Origin of the sequence: Pseudonocardia sp. NPDC049154 (assembly GCF_040648315.1) — a bacterium.
In the GTDB taxonomy this organism is placed as follows: domain Bacteria; phylum Actinomycetota; class Actinomycetes; order Mycobacteriales; family Pseudonocardiaceae; genus Pseudonocardia.
In genome coordinates, this window is the sequence record NZ_JBEZDN010000066.1 from 8,052 (window position 1) to 28,795 (window position 20,744).

Genomic DNA, 20,744 nt, shown 5'->3' on the forward strand with positions numbered 1-20,744 from the left:
GGTCCCCCCCCCCCCGCCCCGCGGGGTGCCCGGCGGCGCTGGTCCACCCCCCCCGCGGGGTGCTTAGTGTCCGGGGGGCCGCGGGGGGGGCGGGCCCCCCCCCCCCCCCCCCCCGGTCCGCGCGGTCAGCCGTGGCGCCAGGTGACCCGGCGCAGCGCCCTGCGCCCCGGCGGCCAACGCGAGCGTGGCGAGAGTGGACGGGGCGTCGGGTGGCCCCGCACCGGAGGGCGACCGCACCGGCGTACGGCGGTCTCATCGGCTCGGCGTCAGCAGGATGGGCGCTGGTCGTGACTTGACCGCGGAGCCCCCTGTAGCTCGTCATCGCGCCTTCGGAGAATGGAGAGGCGACCGCGTTTGCCTTGTGCGGATCCTCGCCGTCTGCGCCAACGAGTTCGCCCGACCAGAGTTGCCTCGCGTCGCTCACCCCAGCGCCAGGACGAGGCCTGCCACGACGAGCAGCGCGGCCGTGAGCCCGTGGATGCCCAGCGCGGTGGAGGGCTTCCCGCCGTGGGTGAGCACGATGACGGCGTCCGCAGTCGGGGTGAGGGCTGCGGCGATCAGTGCCCAGCCGAGTGTCGCGGAACCGGCGGCCGCCCAGGCCACGAGCGGCACCGCCCCGGAGGTGATGTCGCGGACGCCCTTGATCGCGGTCAGGGCGCGGACATCGTCAGCGGCGACACCGAAGTCGAGCGTCGCCTGCCGAGGTGTCAGCAGGAAGCGGCCGCCGACGGCGACGATGCCGGCACAACCGATGCCTGCGACCACGAGCGCGGCGAGATACATGGTGGCGGGTCCTCCCGGACTCTTGGTCTAGTGTTGTTACATAACAATGCTAGACTACACTCATGGCCCCTCGACCGGCCCCCGACCTCGATCAGCGACGCGATCAGGTCGTCCACGCCGCCCGCGACCTCGCCGAGTCCTACGGCTGGGCCGCCGTCACTATGCGCCGCCTCGCCGGGGAGCTCGGCGTCACCCAGCCGGTGCTCTACTCGGCCTTCGCCGGCCGACAGGCGCTGATCGACGCGGTGGCGCTCGACGGCTTCAGCGACATCGCCGCGGCGCTCGAGGCGGTGGACGCCGCACCCCTGCCGCGGATGCGTGCCTACCTCGACTTCGCCGCCGCGCACCCCCGGGTCTACGAGGCGATGTTCTCGATGCCCTCGGGATTGGCCTTCGCCACCGACGACACCCCCGCACCGCTCCGGCGCGCGTTCTCGGGCATCCGCGACGCGTTCCCGGATGCCGACGGCACCCGGGCGGAGGTCGCCTGGTCGGTCCTGCACGGCCTGGCCACCCTCCAGGCCGGCGAGCGCCTCGTCCCGGGCCAGGCGCAGGCCCGCCTCGACCTCGCCCACCGCATGCTCACCCACCAGGAGACCCCGTGACACACACCCTCGTCGCCATCCTCGCCGGCCTCGCAATACTCGCCAACGCCGTCGTCTACGGCACCGACGTCTTCGCCGCGATCGTCCTGCGCCCGGCCATCACCGCGGTCGACGACCGCACCCTCACCCAACTGCTCGGCCACGTCCACCGCATCGCCGACCGCCGCTTCCCGGCGATCGGCGCCGGCGGCCTGATCGCCGCCACGGCCATGACCGCGCTCGCCGCCGCGAGCGGGCGCGGGGTGAGCACCGCGGCCGGGGCGCTCGCCACGCTCGCCCTGATCGCATTTCTCGTGATCTACACCCGGATCAGCAAGCCGGTGAACACGGCGCTGAGCGCAGCGGCAGTCGCCGACCGGGTGCCGAGCGACGCCCGTCGGCTCCAGGCTCGCTGGGACTCGGTCATCGACGGGCGCGTCGCGCTGCAGACCTTCGCACTCGCCGCGCTGTGCGTCGGGCTCGCCGCGGCCTGACCCCATCAGCGCGGGTACGACCCCGCGGTCCGGAGTGAAGGCCGAGACGACCCGGTCCCCGACCTCGAACCGGTCTGCGCCGTCCCCGAGCGCGACGACCTCCCCGCTCCCACGGCCATCAGAACCTCAGCTTCGGCGTCGCGAACTCCGTGATCGCCCAGGAGGTCGGCGTCCGCTACATCGACGGGTCGCTGTGCGCGCTCGGCGCCGGCGCAGGCAACTCTCCCACCGAGGTCCTCGCCGCGGTCTTCGACCGGCTCGGCGTGCGGACCGGGCTCGACGTCGGCCGGCTGCTCGACGCCGCCGAGGAGATCGTCCGCCCATACCTGGCCCGCTGGCCGAAGATGGACCGCAACGCCATCGTGCAGGGCTGGGCCGGGGTCTACTCCTCGTTCCTGCTGCACGCCGAACGGGCCGCCGAGCGCTACGAGGTACCCGCCCACGAGATCCTGCGCCGCTGCGGCGAGCGCGGCTACGTCGGAGGCCAGGAAGACATAATCATCGACGTCGCCGTGGCGCTGGCGCAGGAGCAGGCTGCATGTCCGACCGCATGACCGAAGCAGTCCCGGAGGCCCGTGAGCGTGACGAGGCCCGCGCACCCGCACGCCCGTCGAACGTCGAGCCTCACCTCGGCATGGCCGACGGGCCGGGCTCGGTCGAGCCCGGCCGCCGCTGACCGCCCGCCGACCTGCGTCGGGTCCCGCTCAGCGCAAGTCGGCCCAGGACAGCCGGGCAAACGTCGGGTTCCGGGCCGCTTCCCGGCCGAGCGCGTTCGCGGAGGTCTGCACCGCCATGCCCAGCTGCGCCGGGTCGACGTCCCCGGTGTGCGCGGTCACCGACAGCGCTGCGATCACCGTTCCCGATGCGGGCCTGATCGGGGCGGCCGCACAGAGGACACCGGGACCGGACTCCTCACGCTCGTAGGCGACACCGCGTTCCCGAATCCGGGCCAGCTCGGCACGCAGCGCGGTGTCGTCAGTGATGGTTCCCGGCCCGAGGGCGGGCAGCCCGGCGGCTACGACTGCGTCGACCACCGCCGGCTCCGCCCACGCCAGCAGTGCCTTTCCCACGCCGGTGGCGTGCGCCGCCAACCGGCCGCCCACCCGTGAGCTCATCGGCGGCGCGGTCCGGCTGCGCAGCTTGGCGACGTAGACAACCTCGGTGCCGTCGAGCACCGCGAGGTGGACGGTCTGCCGAGTGGCGTTGCGCAGGTCCGCCATGTTCGCCAAGGCCAGCTTCCGCAGCTCCCGTGGCCGCGCGGCACGCTCGCCGAGCTCGAAGAACCGCAGGCCCAGCCGCACGTTCTTGCCTGAACGCTCCAGGAACCCGTGCTCGACAAGCTCCGCGACCAGCCGCGACACCGTAGCCTTCGCCAATCCGGTGCGACCGGCGATCTCTCCGATCCGCAACTCGTCGGCGTGCCCGGTGAAGGCGTCGAGGACGCGCGACACGCGACCAATCACCGACACCGGGACGACCCGCTGAGTGGAACCCATACCGCAGTGTGCCGGGCGAACCGAAGTCGACGAACGCGCGGGCACGCAGGGTCATCGAGAACGTGCGGTTCTGAGCGTCACTCCGGAAGCGCCTCTTAGCCGCAGCCAGAGCGTCGAACCCAGGTGCAGGCTGATCGGAACTCTCGGACGGGCTTGACGCGATCCCGATCCACACACAGGATGTGGGGGGGCACCCCGGATTTCGGCTGTACCCCCTCCGGATCGATCTCACGGTGAGCCGGGACAAGTCGCACGGACGGAGACACGTGATGTTCGTAGGGGCCCGTCGACGCCACGTCGATCTCCTCCGGACCTCCAGCTCCGCCTGTCGGCGCTGACCCGGCACGATCGGTCGGCGCCGGACCCGCGGCGTTCGTCGACCGGCCACATCGATTCAGCGGAAGCGCGGTGACGCCGAAAGAGTGCGTGCCGAGATGCTCCCCCGGCCACTCGACCCCCGTGCCTCGACCTCTGCGATCCGCCCTACCAGAAGGACCCGACAGATGATCGTCAGACCTCGCCGCTGGCTGATCGCCGCGGCTCTCGCCGTTTCGGTGCTCGGACTCGCCGGATGCGCCGCCGCACCCGGGGAGGCGACGCCCCAGAACAGCACCCCCCGACCCGGTGGAACGCTGCGGTTCGCGGTGTCGAGCGACCAGGGCTGCCTCGACCCGCAACAGGTCGCCAGCACGGACTCGATCTACGCCGCGCGCCAGATCGTCGACTCCCTCACCGACCAGGACCCACGGACCGGTGCCATTACCCCCTGGCTCGCCACCTCGTGGGACAGCTCGCCGGACGCCACGAGCTACACGTTCACCCTCCGCGAGGGTGTCACCTTCTCCGACGGGACGCCGCTGGACTCCGACGCGGTCAAGGCCAACCTCGACCGGATCCCGGAGCTCGGCCTGCGGGCCCAGCTGCCGAAGGCCTACCTGGCGGGCTACGTCGGGACGACCGTCACCTCGCCGACCCAGTTCACCGTGACCTTCCGCGAGCCCAACGTCCAGTTCCTACAGGGCACCTCGACCCACAGCCTGGGCATCCTCTCGCCCGCGAGCGCCGTGGCGTCGGAGGACGAACGGTGCGCTGCTGTCGTCGGCTCGGGCCCCTTCACGGTCCGGGACTACGCGAAGAACTCGTCGATCACGCTCGCCAAGCGGCCGGGATACGCCTGGCCGCCGCCCGGGTCGGACCACCAGGGCGAGGCCTACCTCGACTCGGTGGAGTTCCGGATCGTGCCCGAGTCCGGTGTGCGGACCGGTTCGCTGCTCTCCGGTGAGGTCGACGTGATCGGCACCATCGGCGAGCAGGACGAAACTCCGCTCATCGATGCGGGAGCGCAGCTCCTCGCCCGGCCGAACCCCGGTCTGGTGCTCGGCCTCGGCCTCAACCTGTCGAAGTCCGTGGTCGCCGATCCCGCCGTCCGGGAGGCCCTGTCGCTCGCGATCGATCGCCAGGAGGTCGCCGGAGCCATCTATCCCTCCCAGACCCGGCCCGCGACCAGCGTGCTGGCTTCGACCACCCCCTCGTTCGCCGATGAGTCGGCGCTGCTCGGCTTCGACCCCGCGAAAGCCGGCTCAATCCTGGACGCCGCCGGGTGGGTCCCCGGTCCGGACGGGATCCGCACCAAGGCGGGGGAACGGTTGACCATCCCCGTCTCCTACGTCAGCAACTTCAGCACGAACAAGCCCGCCCTGGAGCTGGTGCAGCAGCAGGCGAAGGTGGTGGGCATCGACGTGCAGCTCCTGGAGGTGCCGATCGCCCAGATCGCGGCGCAGATGCAGTCCGGGGACTTCGTGGCCAACTGGGCCAACTTGACGCGGGCCGATCCCGACATCCTCCGCAGCTCGTTCTCGACCGTGGGCGCCAACACCTACCGGTTCCCGGACGGTCCGCTGGAGTTCTTGCTGGCGGCGCAGGCGAGCGAACCGGACCCGGCGAAGCGCGCGACGCTCGTCCGACTGGCGCAGGACCTCATGGCCCGGGACAAGTATTACCTGCCGGTCGTCGAGCTGACGACGGTGCTCGGGGCGGGGGCGGACGTCCACGGGATCGTGTTCGATGCCGGGTCGCGTGTGCAGCTCCACAGCACCTGGAAGTCGCGATGACCGCCGCGCCGTTCGGGGAACGGGTCCTGACCAGCCCCGAGACCGCGGGTGAGCTCGCCCGACGCCTCCGGGACCGGATCGCAGCGGGGTTCCTGATGTACGCGAGCGTCGAGGCGACGATGTTCGCCCCGAGCTACGAGACCTGCATAGTCCCCTTCGGATCGACCCCAACCGAGGCCGACTTCGTCCGGCTCGAGCGGGGTCGACCCGGCGGCGGGCCCCGGGTCCCGACGATCGCGCAACGGCTGATCCCCGATCTGGCGATCGCGGGCACCGCCACCGAGCGGCCCAGCGACGTGATCCTCGGGGACTTCACTCTGACCGGGACCCTGCCGGACGGGTGGCGGCTGCATCTGCACACCGAGTTCCGCTGTCACGTGGTGGACGGGCTGGTGACCCGGTACGTCGTGAAGAACGACCCGGACGAGTTCCAGCGCTTCGTGGCTGTCCTCGGGAATCCCTACGCCGGCAGCGGGGTCGCCTCGGCCGAGGTGCACGACGGGGCGGACCGGTGAGGTACTCCCTTGTCGAGCTGGCGCCCGTGGCCCCGGGGGCGGGCAAGCACGCTGCGCTCGAGCACGCCCTCGCGGCGGCCGAGGAGGCGGAGGCGCTCGGTTACCACCGGTTCTGGTACGCCGAGCACCACCACACCACCGGTTACGCGGCGCAGGACCCGGCCCCGCTGGTCGCGGTAGCGTCCCGGCGGACCTCCCGAATCCGGCTCGGCTCGGGCGCCGTGCTGCTCAACCACTACAGTCCGTACAGCGTGGCCGAGCGGTTCCTGATGCTGGAGGCGTTGGCACCGGGTCGGATCGACCTCGGGCTCGGCCGCTCGTCGGCGGGACCGCCGATCGACCACGCCCTGCGCCGGGATCGCCGAGGCATGCCGGTGGACGACTTCTTCTCCCAGGTCGCCGAGATCGTCGGCTACTACCACCACACGTTCGACACCGGCCATCCCTACGCGTCGATCGACCTCACCCGCCGCGTCGAGGGTGTGCCCGAGGTGTGGGTGCTGGGTTCGTCTGGCGGCAGCGCCGCGCTCGCGGGCGGGCTCGGGCTGGGCTACGCGTTCGGCAGCCACATCAACCCGGCGATGACGGGTGCCGCGCTGGAGCAGTACCGACAGAGCTACGTCGCGAAACCGTACGGCCCGCAGGCACCGTCAGTGATGCTCACGCTCAACATCGTCGCCGCCGACGACGAGGACCTCGCCCACCGCCTGACTTGGCCCGCCCGGGCCCTTCGGATTCTGGGTCGCGAGCGACCCGTGCCCACGCTGGCGCAGGCCACCGCCGAGCTCGACGCCCTGCAGAAGGCGCAGCCGAGCACCGTGCGGGACGGTGTGGTCCCGCCCCAGGTCTCAGGGACCCCGGAGTCGCTGCGGGCGCAGCTGGAACCGCTGGTCCGGGAGACCGGGGCCACCGAGATCATGGTCCAGGACATGCTCACGGATCCCGACCTGCGCAGCCGGTCCCGCGAGCTGGTCGCGGAGGCGCTCGCGCCGATCGAGACCGGCGTGGCCGACACTCACCAGCCGCCGATCCACCCGTCGAAGATCCCGTAGGGCTCGTCGGCCGGATCGTCCGACCGGCCCCGCAGGAAGTCAAAGTCGCAGCCGGTGTCCGCCTGGGTGACCCGTTCGGTGTAGAGCGCACCGTAGCCGCGCAGGTAGGGCACCCGGGCGGGCTCCTCGGCGCGGCGACGGCGACGGGCCTCGAGCGTGACATCGTCAACCTCCAGGTGCAGCACGCCCGCGCGGGCGTCGAGCCGGATGACGTCGCCGTCCTCGACCAGCGCGAGCGGGCCGCCGACCGCCGCCTCGGGCGCCACGTGCAGCACCGTGGTGCCGTAGGCCGTGCCGCTCATCCGGGCGTCGGAGACGCGGACCATGTCGGTGACGCCCTCCCGCAGCAGCTTCTGCGGGATCGGCAGCGCCCCCCACTCCGGCATCCCCGGCCCGCCGATCGGCCCGGCGTTGCGCAGGACGAGCACCGAGTCGGCCGTCGCGGGCAGGTCCGGATCGTCGATCCGTACGCGCAGGTCGTCCATGTCGTCGAAGACGAGCGCGGGACCACTGTGCCGCAGCAGTTCCGGAGTGGCCGCGCTGCACTTGACGACGGCGCCGCCGGGCGCCAGGTTGCCGCGCACCACGGCCAGCCCACCCGGCGGTTGCACCGGGCCCGTGAGCGGGCGGACCACCTCGCCGTCGACCGCCGGGGCGTCCGCCACGTTCTCCCCCACCGTCCGCCCGCTCACGGTGACCGCCTTCAGCCGCAGCAAGGGAGCGAGCTCGCGCATGACGACGGGGAGCCCGCCGATCTCGAACAGCTGCTCGACGAGGTGTTCCCCGGCGGGTCGGACGTTCGCGATGAGCGGGACCCGCGCCGCGATGTCGTGGAAATCCTGCAGCCGCAGCGGGACCTCGGCCCGCCCGGCCAGGGCCAGCAGGTGCAGGATGACGTTGGTCGACCCACCCAGTGCCACGAGCACGGTGATCGCGTTGTGGAACGCGTCGCAGGTGAGGATCCGCGAGGGCCGGACCCCGTCGAGGGCGAGCCGGACCGCGGTGCGCCCGCAGTCCTCGGCGATCTGGCTGCGCCGGGCGTCGGTGGCCGGGATCGCCGAGGCGCCGGGCAGGGTCATGCCCAGGGCCTCGACGACCGCTGAGACGGTCGAAGCGGTGCCCATCTCCGGGCAGTGCCCCACCGACGGGCCCCCGGAGGCCTCGAGGGCCTCGTACTCGGCCTGGGACATCCGGCCCGCGCGGACGTCGTCGACGTATCCCCACAGGTCGGTGCCGACCCCGATCCGGCGGCCCCGGAAGGTCGCCGGGTTGGCGGGCCCGCCGGGCACGATGATCGTCGGGACGTCCGCGCTGGCCGCGCCCATCAGCTGGGCGGGCATCGTCTTGTCGCAGCCGCCGAGCATGACGACCGCGTCGAAGGGATAGCCGCGTAACGACTCCTCGACGTCCATCGCCATCAGGTTGCGGAACAACATCGTCGTGGGCTTCATCAGCTGTTCGCCCAGCGAGATCGTCGGGAACTCCACCGGAACCCCACCGGCCTGCAGGATCCCGCGACGCACGCTGTCCGCGATCGCCCGCAGGTGCAGGTTGCAGCTGATCAGCTCCGACCAGGAGTTGCAGATCCCCACGAACGGGCGACCTTCGAAGCTCGCGCGGGAGAAGCCCGACGCTCGCATCGCTGTGCGGTGCACGAACCCCGGCACGTGCTCACCGGAGAACCAGCGGGCGCTGCGCAGCTCGCCCATCAGCCCGCAGGCGGCGGGGAGATCCGCACGCCCGAGTCCACGGTGGCGGCCAGCTCGCGCAGGATCGCCGCCTGGCGCACCTTGTGCACGATGAGCCGGTCGTGGAACTCGGCGTCGGTGTAGCCGTTGTACATGACCTCCTCGGACTGGCCGGGCTCGATCTTGAAGTAGACCGGCGCGGCGACGCGCGCGATGTCGGCCGCCTCCCACAGCCGGGTCATCCCGCCGAAGGAGTCGAAGGTGATCGCCCAGACGTCCAGCGGCACGCTGACGGTGGAGCGGATGGCGCTGAGCATCGGCCTGCTCAGGTCACCGACCGGGTTCACGCTGTCTGCGCCCAGCTGCTCCAGCACCCGCACCGACGCCGGGTTCGCGTGCCCCGCGTAGACCGAGACCTTGAAGAAGGCGTCCGCGGGGATGTCGCCGCGTTCGCGCGCCGTGTTCAGCACGTCCAGGACACCCTCGTCGATCACCAGCAGCCCGCGAAGGCCCGCGTCGAAGATCCGCAGGACGTCGTGCAGCAGGTACCGGATGTTGTCGACGCCGCGGATCCGCTTGCCCGAGGTGATGCCCTCCGCGCTGGTCAGCTGCCTGCCGGAGTCCCAGCCCGCCCGCGGCCCGGGGCAGGCCACGACCTCAATGCCGTTCTCCGCCGCGAGCTGCCCGAACGCGCGCAACTCGCCCTTGTCGAGCAGGGTCGCGCCGCCTCCGAAGGAGATGATCCGGTGGACGAAGACATCGTGCCGCTTGGCCTCGGTCAGCAGCGCCTCCAGGTTCGACAGCCGCTCGACGCCGGACACCTCGAGCCGGAAGAGACCGCCGTCGGCGAATGTCCGCGCCGAGGTCGGGAGCCCGTAGTTGTCGGTGGTCGGCAGCCCCTGAGCCGCCAGGATGGACTCGGGGGTCACACTCGTGCTCATCTCACTCCTCGTTCACGCGGAGACCGGTCTCCGCGTTGTCACGGAGCCTGCTGGTCTCCGCCTCGTCCACCCCGCCGTCGCGCACGGCGACGCCGTAGACCTCCCGTGCCCGGCCGGGGGTGATCCAGCCCTCGAGCACGTCGTGCGCCACGCTCACCGGATCGCGGTCGTGGGGGGCGCCGTAGCCGCCGCCCCCGCAGCTCTCCGACACGACCGTCTCCCCGGGTCGCAGCTCGACCAACCCGCTGACCGGGAGGTCCTCGAGGGACCCGTCCGCCCGGCGCAGGAGCTGGCGTGCCCGCGCTCCGGCGGTGCCCCCGGCAGCGCCTGCGGCGGGGTGCAGGGCGCCGTCGCTGCCGTAGGTGATGGTCAGCGGGGCGGTCGTCGGCCCGTACTCGACCCGCGCGCCGGGTGCGCCGCGGAACCGACCTGCGCCTTCGGTGTCGGGCAGGATACGCTGCTGGGTCACGAGGATGGGATGGTGGATCTCGTCGATCTCCACGCTGTCGCGCAGCATCATCCCGGCGTTGCCGGCGTGGCCGAAGGTCAGCCAGCCGTCGGCCCAGGGGGTCCCCGGGCCGCCGGTGACCCCGGGGAACAGGATCTGGTTGACGAACGGGGTCCCGCCGGTTCGTGGGTCGGCGCCGGAGATCACCGCCCAGGCGGGGGGTTGGACCAGCCCGGCCTCGGCCATCCCGACACCGGGTCCGAGTTCGGCGATGGCGCGCTGGACCAGGTTGGTGACCCGGTCGGCGACGTTCGTGGTCGCCACCGAGCAGCTGGCGGGGTGTCGGGGGATCCCGACCACGCAGTTCTCCCGCAACGACACCTCGATCCGGCGCAGGCTGCCCGCGTTGGCAGGCACCGACGCGGGCAGTGAGTTGAACACTCCGACCAGCGCCGAGCTGGCCGAGGTGCTCTCGGTGAGGTTGAGCCCGCAGGGTTGGCAGTCGGGATTGTCCCGCAGGTCCACCCGCACCCGCCCCTCGGTGGGGTCGACCTCGACGGTGACCGAGACCGGGATGCCCTCGGGCACCTCGGGGAAGGGATCGTGGGCGCCGCCGAGGGTGACCCGCCCGCCGGGCAGCTCCGCGATCGCCTCGGCGACCCGTTGCTCGGAGAAGTCGAACCACTCCCGGGCGTACTGCTCGAGCTCGTCCCAGCCGACGTCCGCGGCGAGCTTCTCGATCTCCCGTTCCCCGATCCGCGCCGCCCCGACCATGGCCAGGTAGTCGCCCCACCACTGGTCGGGGACCCGGATCCGCATGCGGCACATGCGGATCACGTCGTCGATGTCGACGTGATCACGTTGCACCCGCACCGCGGGGAAGATCAGCGCGCCCTCCTGGTAGACGTCGGCGGCCGAGGTGGAGTACGTCGTCGGTGTCGCGTTCCCGCAGTCCGCCTGGTGCGCCTTGACCAGCACCGTGAACCGGTGTCCGCCCTCGGGATCGACCACCGGCACCAGGATGCAGTGATCCGCCGCGTGTGAGTTGCCGTGATAGGGCGAGTTGTGCAGGTAGGCGTCTCCCCGGCGCAGGTCCGGGTGCATCTGCGCGGTGTAGGCGGCCATGAGGTCCGGCCCGCGCATGACGTGCACCGGCAGCGACTCCGCCGTCGCGACCAGCTGCGCGTCCCCGGTCAGCACGCAACAGGAGAAGTCCCGGGCGGTGTTGATCACCCCGGAGCGGGCCGTGCGGGCGAGCGTGTTGGCCATTGCCCGCACCACCTGCTCCATCCGGCTGGTCAACACGGCCAACTGCAGCCCGTCGAGTGTCCCGAGTGTCACCGGTGGTCTCCGTTCCGCCGTAGGATCAGTGCCCCGGTCGAGGCCCGGGTCGCGGTCGCGTCCGGGTTGACCACGACGACCGTCACCGGGGTCTCCACGATCGCCGGGCCGGCGACCACCTCACCGGAGGCGATGTCGTCATGGGTCCGCACCGCGGCCTGCACCAGGCCGTGCCCGGTGAAGTAGACCGGCCGGGTGCGTTGGGTACGCGCCCGCGCGGGCCCGCTCTCGACCTGGCCGAGCGCGGTGGTCCGCGTCCGGCACGACGCCCGCACCCGCCACCCCACGACCTCCACGACCGAGGCGGGGTCGCTGATCGCAAACAGTTTCTCGTGCATCTTGTGGAAGGCCTCGGCGAGCGCGTCGACGTCCACGGCCGAGCCGATCCGCAGCGTGGGCAGCGGCACCTCCACCTCCCACACCTGATGGGGGTAGCGGGCGTCGGCGAACAACCGCACGTCCGCCAGCTCCCCGGCGACCCCCGTCGAGGCCACGAACTCCCGAGCCCGCTCCACGAGACCGTCGATCACCGCCCCGACCCGGGCAAAGTCGAAGTCCTGCGTGGTCGCCGGGCAGGCCGCGGCGAAGTCCGACGACAGGTCCGAGATCGCCGCCCCGGCCGCGCTGAGTACACTGCCGGTGTCCGGGATGACGGCGGCGGCACACCGCAACCGGGACGCGATGTCGATCGCGTTGAACCCGCCCGCCCCGCCGCCCGCCACCAGCACCGCAGCGGCCGGGTCGATGCCCTGGGCCACCGTGGTGTCCTCGATCGCACGCACCATGTGCTCGGTGGCCAGCTGCATGACCGCCGCCGCGGCCTGCACCGTGGTGAACCCCAGCGGCGCGGCGATCCGCTCCTCGATCGCCCGCTCGGCCGCGGCGATGTCGAGGGTGACCCGCCCGCCCAAAAAGTACTCCGGGTCCAGGTAGCCCAGCACGACCGCGGCATCGGTGACCGTCGGCTCCGTGCCCCCCTGGCCGTAGCAGACTGGGCCGGGACGTGCACCGGCACTGCGCGGCCCGACCGTCAGCAGCCCGGACACCACCGCCGCGATACTGCCCCCACCCGCACCGACACTCTTGATGTCGATCGACGGCAACCCGGTCATGTGGCTCAGATGGGGCGCACCGAGCCAGGCCTCCCGGGTGGAGGACACCTCGCCGTCGCGGACCACGCCGACGTCGTAACTGGTCCCACCGGTATCGGCCACCAGAACCGTCTGATGCCCGGTCGTGCGGTCCACGACGTCCCGCCCCGCGATCGGCGCCATCGCCGGACCCGACCCGATCACGTGCACCGGCGCCGCCGCGACCGCGGCGGAGTCCATCACCCCGCCGCCCGAGGTCACGATGAGCAGCCGCCCCGCCAACCCCTCCTCGGCCAGCCTGCGCCTCATCGCCTCCAGGTACTCCGTCATCAACGGCTTGAGCGACGCGTCGAGCACCGTCGAGCACGCCCGTCGGTACTCCCGCACGATTGGATTCAGCCGGTGCGAGAGCGTGTACGGAAGGCCGGGCGCGTGCTCCTCGATGAGCTCGCCCACCCGCAGCTCGTGGGCCGGGTTCGCGATCGACCACAGCAGACACACTGCGACCGCCTCCACCCCCGCCGCGACGACCTCCCGCAGCTTCGCGACCACGGCCGCCTCGTCGAGCGGGGTGACCACCGTGCCGTCCGCCCCGACCCGCTCGGACACCTCCCAGGTCAGTGCCCGCGGGACCAGCGGAGCCGGGTAACGACGGGTGAAGTCGAACGGATCGACCCGGCCACCCTCGCGGAACAGCAGGATGTCCGGGTGACCGCGCGTGGTCAGGAACGCGGTCCGCGCGGTGGTCCCAGTGAGGATTGCGTTAAGCGCCCGCGTGGTCCCGTGCACGAAGGTGTCGGTGCCCGCGAGCAGCTCGCGCCGCCCCACACCGATCTCCGCCGCCGCCAGGTCCACGGCCGCCAGGATCCCGCGGATCGGGTCGTCGAGCACCGTCGGGCTCTTCACGATGTGCACCTGCTCGGTCCGCCGGTCCTCCAGCACGAGATCGGTGAACGTCCCACCCATGTCGGTGGCGATGGTGTACCGGTTCTCGGCCATCAGTGGTCGTCCTCCCGGACGGGGGCGGGGCTGTCAGGGGCGGGGATCTTGCCGAAGTCGAAGCTGATCGTGCGGTCGGGGGTGAGGCGGCCGCCGGTGAGGCGTCCGAGCACGAGCGCCGCGCGGACGCCCGAGTACGACGGCTCCCGCTCGTAGGCCACGCAGACCTCGGTGCCGTCCGCGGGCAGGGGCTGCGCGGTGACCGCGGTCAGCGCGAGCCCGCTCCCGAGCCCGCGACTCGCGACCAGGACCGCGGTGGGGTCACCGTGCTCGTCGAGGTGGGCCAGCACGCCGCCCTCCTCGGCCTGGACGAAGGCGTCGACCTCGGCCGGGGTCATCCGGACGTCATGCCTGGGCATCGGATGCCTCCAGCAGGGTCACGTCCGTCAGCGGGACCCGGAACCAGCGCCGCCGCCCGCCCAGCGACCAGATGGGGTCGCCGGGGACGGGTGCTGTGACCCCGGGGAGCAGGTAGGTGGGCTCGACGGTGGCGGGCGGCGGGTCCGCGTCCTCCGCGAGCAGTTCGGCCCGGCCGCGCACGAGCACCCCGGACGGGCGCGGAGCGCCCTCCCCGGACACCACCACGACGACGGCGACCGCCGGATGACGGATCATGTTCCGCGCCTTCGCGGACTTCAGGTAGGTGTTCATCCAGAGCCCGTCCTCCCGGTGGAACACCGAGATCGGGTGCACGACGGCGCCCCCGGCTGCGGTCCGCGTCGCCACGAAGCCGCGCGTGCCCGCCTGCAGGATCGCGTGCGCGCGTTCGCTCCACTCACGACTGTCCATCGGGACACAGCCCCTTCCCGATCACCTGCTCGGCCTCCAAGCCTGCGTACTCGTCGGCGGTCATCCCGAGCAGTTCCGTCACGACGTACCGGTTGTGCTCGCCGAGCATCGGCGCCCGGCGCCGGTGCATCCGATAGCGGTCACGGGAGAAGCGGACGGGCGATCCGGCCACCAGCGTTGTCCCCTCCCACGGGTGCTCGACCCTCTCGAAGAACTCCCTCGAGGCGAACTGGTCGGACTCCGGCTCGTGCGGCATCGCGACCCGGCCGACCGGGACCCCGGCCGTCCACAGCAGCTCGACGATCTCGGTGACCGTGTGCTCAGCGCACCAGGCCGCGAGGCGGGTGTCGAGGTCCTCCTCGCGCGCCTTGCGGCCTGCGAACGTCGCGAGCTCCGGGCCGAGTGCCCACTGCGGGCCCCCGAGCGCCCCCACCAGGGCCGACCAGTGCGCGTCCGTCTCGACGGAGATCGCCACCCGCGGGCCGCCGAGGCCGTCCTCCGGGTCGCGGGTCCGGTAGAGGTTCTGCGGGGCCGCGCAGGGTGAGTGGTTCCCGGTCCGGTGGACCAGCACGCCGTGGGCCGCGTACTCGACGACCTGCGCGGCGGCGACGTTGAGCGCGCTCGCGACCATCGGGACCTCGACCAGCATCCCCTCGCCCGTCCGGTCCCGCACGGCGAGCGCCACCTGCAGCGCGAACGCCGCGTGCGCGCCCGCGAGCGGATCGCAGACCCCGCTCGGGACCTGCGGGGGGCCGTCCGGGAAGCCGGTCACCCACGCCATCCCGGAGGCCTGCTCCATGGTCTGGGCGAAACCCGTCCGGTCCCGCCAGGGTCCGGCGAGCCCGAAGGCGGGCATCCGGACGACGATCAGGCCCGGATTGGTCTGCCGCAGCACCTCGTGGTCCAACCCCCACGCCTCGAGGACCCGGGGGCTGAAGTTCTCCACGAGCACGTCACTGCGGTCGAGCAGGTCGACCAGGAGGTCGGGGCCGCGCGGTCGGTCCAACCGCAGGCCGAGCCCGAGCTTGTTGGTGTTGGTCGCGTGGAACAGCGGCGCGTACTCCCACCACTGCTCCTCGGCGGGTGACCGGGTGCTCAGCGTCCGCATCCCGTCCGGCCGGGCCGGGGACTCGACCTTGATGACCTCGGCACCGTGCATCCCGAGGAACTGCGCCGCGGACGGCCCGGCCCAGAACGCCGTCAGCTCGACCACGCGCAGGTCGTCGAACGGGAGCCGCTCGGCCCCGCTGTGCCCCGGCTCGAGCGGGGCGCGACGGCCCTGCGCGGCGCGGCGCACCCACTCGGCGGTGTGCTCACCCAGCGCGGGGGGCGGGCCCAACGGGGGCAGGTCCACCTTGCCCCGCAGCCGGTACGGGGTCGCGGGCTGGACGAACCCGCCGCGCGGGTTCTCGACGAACATCTCCTGGTCGACGAAGTGGTCGATCGTCGGGACGGTCGCACCAGTACCCACCGGCGCCGCGGGTACCCGCAGCGTCGCGGCCAGCTCGAGGATCTCGGCGGTCGTCCGCGCCGCGGCCCAGGCGTCGATGTGGGCGGTCAGCTCGTCGCGCCGCCGCTCGCGCTCCACGGCCGAGCCCAGCGACTCGTCGTCCATCCAGTCGATCCGCTCGACCAGCGCACAGAAGTCCAGCCACTGCTGGCCGGTCACGGTCATGAAGCCGATCCAGCCGTCCGCGGTGGGGTGGATCCCCGGCAGCAGCGACACCGGGCGCTCGTCCCGCGCGCGGCCCGCCTCCGCGAAGTAGGTCACCGGGTGCATGTTGGTCAGGCTCAGCGCGACCGCGTCGAGGATCGAGGTGTCCAGGATCTGCCCGCCGGGGGTGGTCCGCTGTCTGCGGCGCGAAGCGAGCAGACCGGCCGCGGCGAAGGTGCCCGCGGCCCACTCCCCCACCCGGCCGCCGACGGCGACGGGCGGCCGCCCGGGGAGTCCGCGCCAGCCGATCGCGCCGGCCCAGGCCTGCAGGGTGAACTCGGTCGCCGCCCGGTCCGCCCACGGCCCGTCCAGTCCGAAGGGGGTCAGGGCGAGCACGTCGAGCGATGGGAAGCGGGCGTGCAGCGCGGCGGGCTGCAGCTCGGGGCGGCCGCCCCACCGGGACCCCGGTGACCAGACCACGGCGTCCGCCGACGCGAGCAGGCCCAGCACGAGGTCGACGTCGGTGGGCCGCTCGGGATCGGCGACGACGCTCTGCTTCGCGCAGGACAGGAACCTGAACAACGCCCCGTCCACGCCGGGCGGGGACTCGACGCCCGAGGCCGACCGGTGCCGCAAGGGATCCCCCTCCGGAGGTTCCACCAGCACGACGACGGCGCCCGCCCCGGCGAGCAGCCGGGTGCAGTAGGCCCCGGCGACCCCGGTCGAGAGGTCGACGACGGTGTAGTCGTCCAGGGGGGCCATCTCGTTCGTCGCCTCGGTCATGACGGGTCCTCGAGCCTGAGCGCGAAGGCGGCGAGGTCGTCCTCGCGCGTCATCCGGTCGTACTCGACCACTGTGTACGGGCACTGGGTGACGACCCGACCCGACGGCGCCCGGTAGTACCGGCTGCCCTCGACCTGCCAGGCCTGCACGGCGCCGATGTCCGCCTGCAGCTGCGTGTTGTACGCGGCCACGACCTCGGGTCGGACCTCAAGGGCCCGCACACCGTTCTTCAGCACGTGGGTGGTCTTGGCGACGATGTAGCGGGTCTGGGTCTCGAGCTTGTCGATGATCGAACCGCCGTTGGTGTTGGGCCCGTACAGCATGAAGAGGTTCGGGAAGTTCTCGACGGTCATGCCGAGGTAGGCGTAGGCCCCCTCCGCCCACTGCTCGCGCAGCGAGGCCCCGCCGCGGCCGACGACGTCGACGATCGAGAGGAACTTGTGCGCGTGGTATCCCGTGGCCAGCACGAGATGGTCGGTCGGGTGCTCCCGGCCGTCCGCGGTGCGGATCCCGGTCGCGGTGATCTCCGCGATCGGGCTGGTCACGAGCGTGACGTCCGGCCGGTTGAAGGTCTCGTAGAACTCCGAGGAGAGCAGCGGGCGCTGCGCACCGAGCCGGGCGGTCGGGCGCAGGGCCTCACGGATCGCGGGATCGCGGACGGTCTCGAGGTTGGCGAGCGCCCTGGCCGCCTGCTCGGCCGTCTTGGCCTCGTTGTCGAGGTCGGCGAACAGCTCGTCGAGCTCGCGGGCGGCCTGCGCGCGGCCGGCCTCGATGACCGACCGGTCCGCGCGGCGGCTGCGCTTCTGCTCCGCGGTGTAGCGGCCGTGCTCCTTCGGGAAGACCCAGTTGGAGGTGCGCTGGAAGACCGTCAGGTGCCCGGTGTGCGGGGCGATGGCGGGCACGACCTGGGTGGCGCTGGCCGCCGTCCCGATGACCGACACCCGGCGGCCGGTGAGGAACCCGAGGTCACCGTCCGGCCACTCGGCGGTGTGCGTGACCGGGCCCGCGAAGGTGTCGAGGCCGGGGATGGCGGGCGGAACGAACTCGTTGAACATGCCGACCGCGCCGACCAGGACCCGGGCCGTCCATCGCCCACCCCGGGAGTCGACCACGGTCCAGCGGCCGTGCTCGTCGTCCCAGTGCGCCGAGACCGCGTGGGTGTCGAGGTGGATCGCGTCCCGGACGCCGAACCGGTCGACGGCCGCCTCCAGGTACTCGACGATCTCCGCCCGGGTGGCGAAGGGCCGTTCCCACTCGTGGTCGAGGAAGAAGCTGAAGGAGTAGAGATCGGTCGAGACGTCGCAGGCCAGGCCCGGATAGCGGTTGTTGAACCAGGTCCCACCGAGCCCGGCGGACTTCTCCAGGACCAGGACGTCCTCGATGCCGGCCTGGCGCAGCTGGATCGCGGTGCAGATCCCGCCGGGGCCCGCACCGATCACGACGACGTCTGCGGTCGTGTCCGCACCGACCTCGGCGTCCTCGCCGTTGTTCGCTCCCACGAGGGCGCCTCCTCATTCTCCGGATCGTGTCAGGAATCTACCGTTTCGGATTCATTCGCGTCAAGATTGGATCCACTAGTGACCTCGTCGCGGACGACCCTGCGCAGCAGCTTCCCGGTGTCGGTGTAGGGCAGCACCTCCCGAAAGGCGACGACGGCGGGCGCGCACGTCGAGCGCAACCGGGACCGCACGTGGGCGCGCAGCTGGTCCGCGGTCAGCTCGGCCTCAGACTCGAGCACCACCGCGGCCGCCACCGCCTCCCCCCACTCGGGATCCGGGACGCCGAACACGGCCACGTCCGCGACGGCCGGATGCTCGCGCACGGCCGTCTCGATCTCACCGGGCGAGAGGTTCTCCCCACCCCGGACGATCACGTCGTCGAGCCGGCCGAAGACGTGGAGGAAGCCGTCCTCGTCGAGCATTCCCGCGTCCCTGGTGGGGAACCAGCCGTCCGCCCGGGTGGCGCGGTGGCCCACGTACTCCCCCGACACCTGCTCCCCGCGCACCCAGATCTCGCCGCGCTCCCCGGCCGGGAGCTCCTCCCCACCCTCACCCCGGATGGTCACCTCCAGGCTGGGCAGCGGCCTGCCGACCGAGCCGAGTCGGGCCTGGACCCGCGGCTCCGGCGAGGCCAGCGCCCGGCGGTGGTCCTCGGGCCCCAGCACCGCGATCGTGCTCGACGTCTCGGTCAGCCCGTAGGCGTTCACGAACCTGACGCCGGGGAAGGCCTCGAGCGCCCGCCGGATGACGGGGATCGGCATGGGGCCGCCCCCGTAGGAGAGGGCGCGCAGGTCGGGCAGGCCCGCTCCGTCGAGCTCGTCGAGGATCCGACCGAGCATGGTGGGCACGACCATCGCGTGGGTGATCCGCTCACGGCGCGCCAGGTCGATCCAGGTCCGGGCGTCGAAGGACTCCAGGCGCACGACGCGCCGTCCCGCGAAGAGGTTCGACAGCACCGCCGAGACGCCCGCGACGTGGTACGGGGGGACACCGACGAGCGCCGCCTCGTTCGGCTCCGCCCCGGCGAACTCGACCGTGGAGACGATGTAGGACACCAGGTTCTGCTGGCGCAGGATGGCGGCCTTCGGCTCCCCGGAGGTGCCGCTGGTGAACAGCAGGACGGCGATCGCGTCCGGGTCGGTGGGCGCCTCGGCGACCGCGGGCACCCCGGGGTCGGCCGCGGCCTCCCACAGCTCCTCGCGACGCAGCACCGTGATGCCCGCCGGCGAGCCGATCCGGTCGGCGACCGCGTCGTCCCTGACGACGATCGTGGCGGGAGCGAGGCGCTCGACCACCGCACGCAGCCGGTCGTCCGCGAGCCGGTAGTTGAGCGGCGCGAACGGGATGCCCGCGTAGGCCGCCCCGAGGAGCGCGAGGGGCACGGCGTCGGAGTTGAGGTCGATCATCCCCAGCCGCCCGACGCCCTCCGCCGCCAACAGCGAGCCGACCCGCCGGGCCCGCAGGTCCAGCTCCGCGAAGGTGAGGTCGCCGGTCGCGACCCGGTCCCCCATCCCGTCGGCGGCCATCGCCGAGAGCATCGTGATGTTCATGGCCGACCACGCAGGGTTGATGTATCCATGCTGAAGACTTTAGGATCCAGTTCCAGCAAAGTCGAGGGATCGGAGGGAGGCCGTTATGGATGCCCACGCGGGCGTCACCGCTTCGACCGTGATCCGACAGGACGTAGACTGGATCCATGATGCCCGAGGTGACAGCCACCGGAAGCACAGCAGGCCGCGGCGCGAAACCACGCCGGGCGGACGACCGCGATCTCGTCGACTCCCTGGTCACGGAGCTCCAGGAGCGGATCAACGCGGGCGAGATCCCCGCGGGCAGCTGGCTGCGACAGGAGGCCCTAGCGAAGGATCTCGGAGTCAGCCGCATGCCGGTGCGGGAGGCGCTGCGCCAGCTGCAGGCGCGGGGCACCGTCGAGCTGATCGCGAACCGCGGCGCGCGGGTGCGACTGCCCTCGACCCGCGACATCATCGAGGTCTACGAGCTCCACGCGATCCTGCAGGGGCACGCAGGCGCGGCGGCCGCGGAGCTGATCACCACCGAGCAGCTCGATCGGCTCGCGGCGGCGGAGTCGATGTTCCGCCGCGCGGTCGAGGAGCTGCGCAGCCCGGACGGCGCCACCACCACGGCCCAGCATCTCTGGCACGAGGCGAACACCGAGTTCCACCACGTGATCATCGAGGCGGGCGGCAACAGACACCTCGCCGAGGTCTACGAGAACCTTCACCACAAGGTGCCCCGCAACCTCACCTGGATCGCGCTGGGCAACGACGTCCGCCGGCTCGAGAAGGACGCGGGCGAGCACGCCGGGATCCTCGACGCCATCAGCCGCGGGGACGCCATGGCGACCCGCGCCCGGCTGACCGAACACGTCAAGCGCGCCAGCGACCTGCTCGTCCGCACGGTGGACGAGATCGGACAGGACAGTTCCCCGCGGCGACGGTGACCGCTGGTCGTCGCC

Annotated in this window: 18 protein-coding genes and 1 pseudogene; 8 read left to right on the plus strand and 11 right to left on the minus strand. The window is 72.3% G+C overall.

Going from position 1 to position 20,744, the window contains the following annotated elements:
* Positions 1-420: 420 nt before the first annotated feature.
* Positions 421-783, minus strand: a complete 363-nt coding sequence (locus AB0B41_RS26520; RefSeq protein WP_358207940.1) for a DUF4267 domain-containing protein — start codon at positions 781-783, stop codon at positions 421-423.
* 62 nt (positions 784-845) lie between these two features.
* On the opposite strand from AB0B41_RS26520, the gene AB0B41_RS26525 reads away from it, so the two are divergent.
* From AB0B41_RS26525 to AB0B41_RS26540, 4 genes and pseudogenes are all read left to right on the plus strand, one after another.
* Positions 846-1,388 (plus strand): TetR/AcrR family transcriptional regulator, encoded by a 543-nt coding sequence (locus AB0B41_RS26525; RefSeq protein WP_358207942.1) that lies wholly within the window; start codon positions 846-848, stop codon positions 1,386-1,388.
* Complete coding sequence (locus AB0B41_RS26530) at positions 1,385-1,861, plus strand: hypothetical protein (RefSeq protein ID WP_358207944.1); 477 nt, start codon at positions 1,385-1,387, stop codon at positions 1,859-1,861. The genes AB0B41_RS26525 and AB0B41_RS26530 overlap by 4 nt, the downstream gene beginning before the upstream one ends.
* Before the next feature lie 110 nt (positions 1,862-1,971).
* Positions 1,972-2,415: pseudogene (locus tag AB0B41_RS26535) on the plus strand (4-hydroxy-2-oxovalerate aldolase); the annotation flags it as partial.
* The gene (locus AB0B41_RS26540; protein WP_358207946.1) at positions 2,400-2,537 is read left to right on the plus strand and encodes a hypothetical protein; all 138 of its coding nucleotides are present in this window, start codon (positions 2,400-2,402) and stop codon (positions 2,535-2,537) included. The pseudogene AB0B41_RS26535 and the gene AB0B41_RS26540, both read left to right, overlap by 16 nt.
* A gap of 28 nt (positions 2,538-2,565) precedes the next feature.
* On the opposite strand, the gene AB0B41_RS26545 is transcribed toward AB0B41_RS26540, so the two are convergent.
* Positions 2,566-3,357, minus strand: coding sequence for an IclR family transcriptional regulator (locus tag AB0B41_RS26545; protein WP_358207948.1), 792 nt, complete (start codon positions 3,355-3,357; stop codon positions 2,566-2,568).
* A gap of 503 nt (positions 3,358-3,860) precedes the next feature.
* Here AB0B41_RS26545 and AB0B41_RS26550 point away from each other — a divergent pair.
* From AB0B41_RS26550 to AB0B41_RS26560, 3 genes are read left to right on the plus strand one after another with little or no spacing between them, the layout of a single operon-like run.
* Positions 3,861-5,468, plus strand: coding sequence for an ABC transporter substrate-binding protein (locus tag AB0B41_RS26550; RefSeq protein WP_358207950.1), 1,608 nt, complete (start codon positions 3,861-3,863; stop codon positions 5,466-5,468).
* Positions 5,465-5,983: a hypothetical protein gene (locus AB0B41_RS26555; RefSeq protein WP_358207952.1), complete on the plus strand. Its 519-nt coding sequence runs from the start codon at positions 5,465-5,467 to the stop codon at positions 5,981-5,983. Before AB0B41_RS26550 ends, AB0B41_RS26555 begins: the two co-directional genes overlap by 4 nt.
* Complete coding sequence (locus AB0B41_RS26560) at positions 5,980-7,035, plus strand: MsnO8 family LLM class oxidoreductase (RefSeq protein WP_358207954.1); 1,056 nt, start codon at positions 5,980-5,982, stop codon at positions 7,033-7,035. Before AB0B41_RS26555 ends, AB0B41_RS26560 begins: the two co-directional genes overlap by 4 nt.
* Here the strand turns inward: AB0B41_RS26560 and AB0B41_RS26565 are convergent.
* The 9 genes from AB0B41_RS26565 to AB0B41_RS26605 are packed head-to-tail and all read right to left on the minus strand — an operon-like array spanning position 6,999 to position 19,818.
* Positions 6,999-8,744 (minus strand): dihydroxy-acid dehydratase, encoded by a 1,746-nt coding sequence (locus AB0B41_RS26565; protein WP_358207956.1) that lies wholly within the window; start codon positions 8,742-8,744, stop codon positions 6,999-7,001. The two genes, AB0B41_RS26560 and AB0B41_RS26565, sit on opposite strands and share 37 nt — an antisense overlap.
* Positions 8,744-9,664, minus strand: a complete 921-nt coding sequence (locus AB0B41_RS26570; protein ID WP_358207958.1) for a hypothetical protein — start codon at positions 9,662-9,664, stop codon at positions 8,744-8,746. The genes AB0B41_RS26565 and AB0B41_RS26570 overlap by 1 nt, the downstream gene beginning before the upstream one ends.
* A gap of 1 nt (position 9,665) precedes the next feature.
* The gene (locus tag AB0B41_RS26575; protein WP_358207960.1) at positions 9,666-11,453 is read right to left on the minus strand and encodes a hydantoinase B/oxoprolinase family protein; all 1,788 of its coding nucleotides are present in this window, start codon (positions 11,451-11,453) and stop codon (positions 9,666-9,668) included.
* Complete coding sequence (locus tag AB0B41_RS26580; RefSeq protein ID WP_358207962.1) at positions 11,450-13,543, minus strand: hydantoinase/oxoprolinase family protein; 2,094 nt, start codon at positions 13,541-13,543, stop codon at positions 11,450-11,452. Before AB0B41_RS26580 ends, AB0B41_RS26575 begins: the two co-directional genes overlap by 4 nt.
* Positions 13,543-13,902, minus strand: coding sequence for a hypothetical protein (locus tag AB0B41_RS26585; protein WP_358207964.1), 360 nt, complete (start codon positions 13,900-13,902; stop codon positions 13,543-13,545). The genes AB0B41_RS26580 and AB0B41_RS26585 overlap by 1 nt, the downstream gene beginning before the upstream one ends.
* Entirely contained in the window at positions 13,889-14,332 is a 444-nt protein-coding gene (locus AB0B41_RS26590; protein WP_358207966.1) for a pyridoxamine 5'-phosphate oxidase family protein, read from the minus strand. The genes AB0B41_RS26585 and AB0B41_RS26590 overlap by 14 nt, the downstream gene beginning before the upstream one ends.
* Positions 14,319-16,769: a CoA transferase gene (locus AB0B41_RS26595; protein WP_358207968.1), complete on the minus strand. Its 2,451-nt coding sequence runs from the start codon at positions 16,767-16,769 to the stop codon at positions 14,319-14,321. Before AB0B41_RS26595 ends, AB0B41_RS26590 begins: the two co-directional genes overlap by 14 nt.
* Positions 16,766-18,268: an NAD(P)/FAD-dependent oxidoreductase gene (locus AB0B41_RS26600; RefSeq protein WP_358207970.1), complete on the minus strand. Its 1,503-nt coding sequence runs from the start codon at positions 18,266-18,268 to the stop codon at positions 16,766-16,768. Before AB0B41_RS26600 ends, AB0B41_RS26595 begins: the two co-directional genes overlap by 4 nt.
* 29 nt (positions 18,269-18,297) lie before the next feature.
* Positions 18,298-19,818, minus strand: a complete 1,521-nt coding sequence (locus AB0B41_RS26605; RefSeq protein ID WP_358207972.1) for an AMP-binding protein — start codon at positions 19,816-19,818, stop codon at positions 18,298-18,300.
* 158 nt (positions 19,819-19,976) lie between these two features.
* Here AB0B41_RS26605 and AB0B41_RS26610 point away from each other — a divergent pair, with 158 nt between their 5' ends.
* Complete coding sequence (locus tag AB0B41_RS26610) at positions 19,977-20,729, plus strand: GntR family transcriptional regulator (RefSeq protein WP_358207974.1); 753 nt, start codon at positions 19,977-19,979, stop codon at positions 20,727-20,729.
* The last annotated feature ends 15 nt before the right edge of the window (positions 20,730-20,744 follow it).

What these genes read in the sequence shown, in the direction of transcription:
- AB0B41_RS26585 (WP_358207964.1), bottom strand. Translation starts at nt 13,902, where the DNA reads ATGCCCAGGCATGACGTCCGGATGACCCCGGCCGAGGTCGACGCCTTC.
- AB0B41_RS26590 (WP_358207966.1), bottom strand. Translation starts at nt 14,332, where the DNA reads ATGGACAGTCGTGAGTGGAGCGAACGCGCGCACGCGATCCTGCAGGCG.
- AB0B41_RS26595 (WP_358207968.1), bottom strand. Translation starts at nt 16,769, where the DNA reads ATGACCGAGGCGACGAACGAGATGGCCCCCCTGGACGACTACACCGTC.
- AB0B41_RS26565 (WP_358207956.1), bottom strand. Translation starts at nt 8,744, where the DNA reads ATGGGCGAGCTGCGCAGCGCCCGCTGGTTCTCCGGTGAGCACGTGCCG.
- AB0B41_RS26580 (WP_358207962.1), bottom strand. Translation starts at nt 13,543, where the DNA reads ATGGCCGAGAACCGGTACACCATCGCCACCGACATGGGTGGGACGTTC.
- AB0B41_RS26605 (WP_358207972.1), bottom strand. Translation starts at nt 19,818, where the DNA reads ATGAACATCACGATGCTCTCGGCGATGGCCGCCGACGGGATGGGGGAC.
- AB0B41_RS26525 (WP_358207942.1), top strand. Translation starts at nt 846, where the DNA reads ATGGCCCCTCGACCGGCCCCCGACCTCGATCAGCGACGCGATCAGGTC.
- AB0B41_RS26570 (WP_358207958.1), bottom strand. Translation starts at nt 9,664, where the DNA reads ATGAGCACGAGTGTGACCCCCGAGTCCATCCTGGCGGCTCAGGGGCTG.
- AB0B41_RS26520 (WP_358207940.1), bottom strand. Translation starts at nt 783, where the DNA reads ATGTATCTCGCCGCGCTCGTGGTCGCAGGCATCGGTTGTGCCGGCATC.
- AB0B41_RS26540 (WP_358207946.1), top strand. Translation starts at nt 2,400, where the DNA reads ATGTCCGACCGCATGACCGAAGCAGTCCCGGAGGCCCGTGAGCGTGAC.
- AB0B41_RS26545 (WP_358207948.1), bottom strand. Translation starts at nt 3,357, where the DNA reads ATGGGTTCCACTCAGCGGGTCGTCCCGGTGTCGGTGATTGGTCGCGTG.
- AB0B41_RS26555 (WP_358207952.1), top strand. Translation starts at nt 5,465, where the DNA reads ATGACCGCCGCGCCGTTCGGGGAACGGGTCCTGACCAGCCCCGAGACC.
- AB0B41_RS26550 (WP_358207950.1), top strand. Translation starts at nt 3,861, where the DNA reads ATGATCGTCAGACCTCGCCGCTGGCTGATCGCCGCGGCTCTCGCCGTT.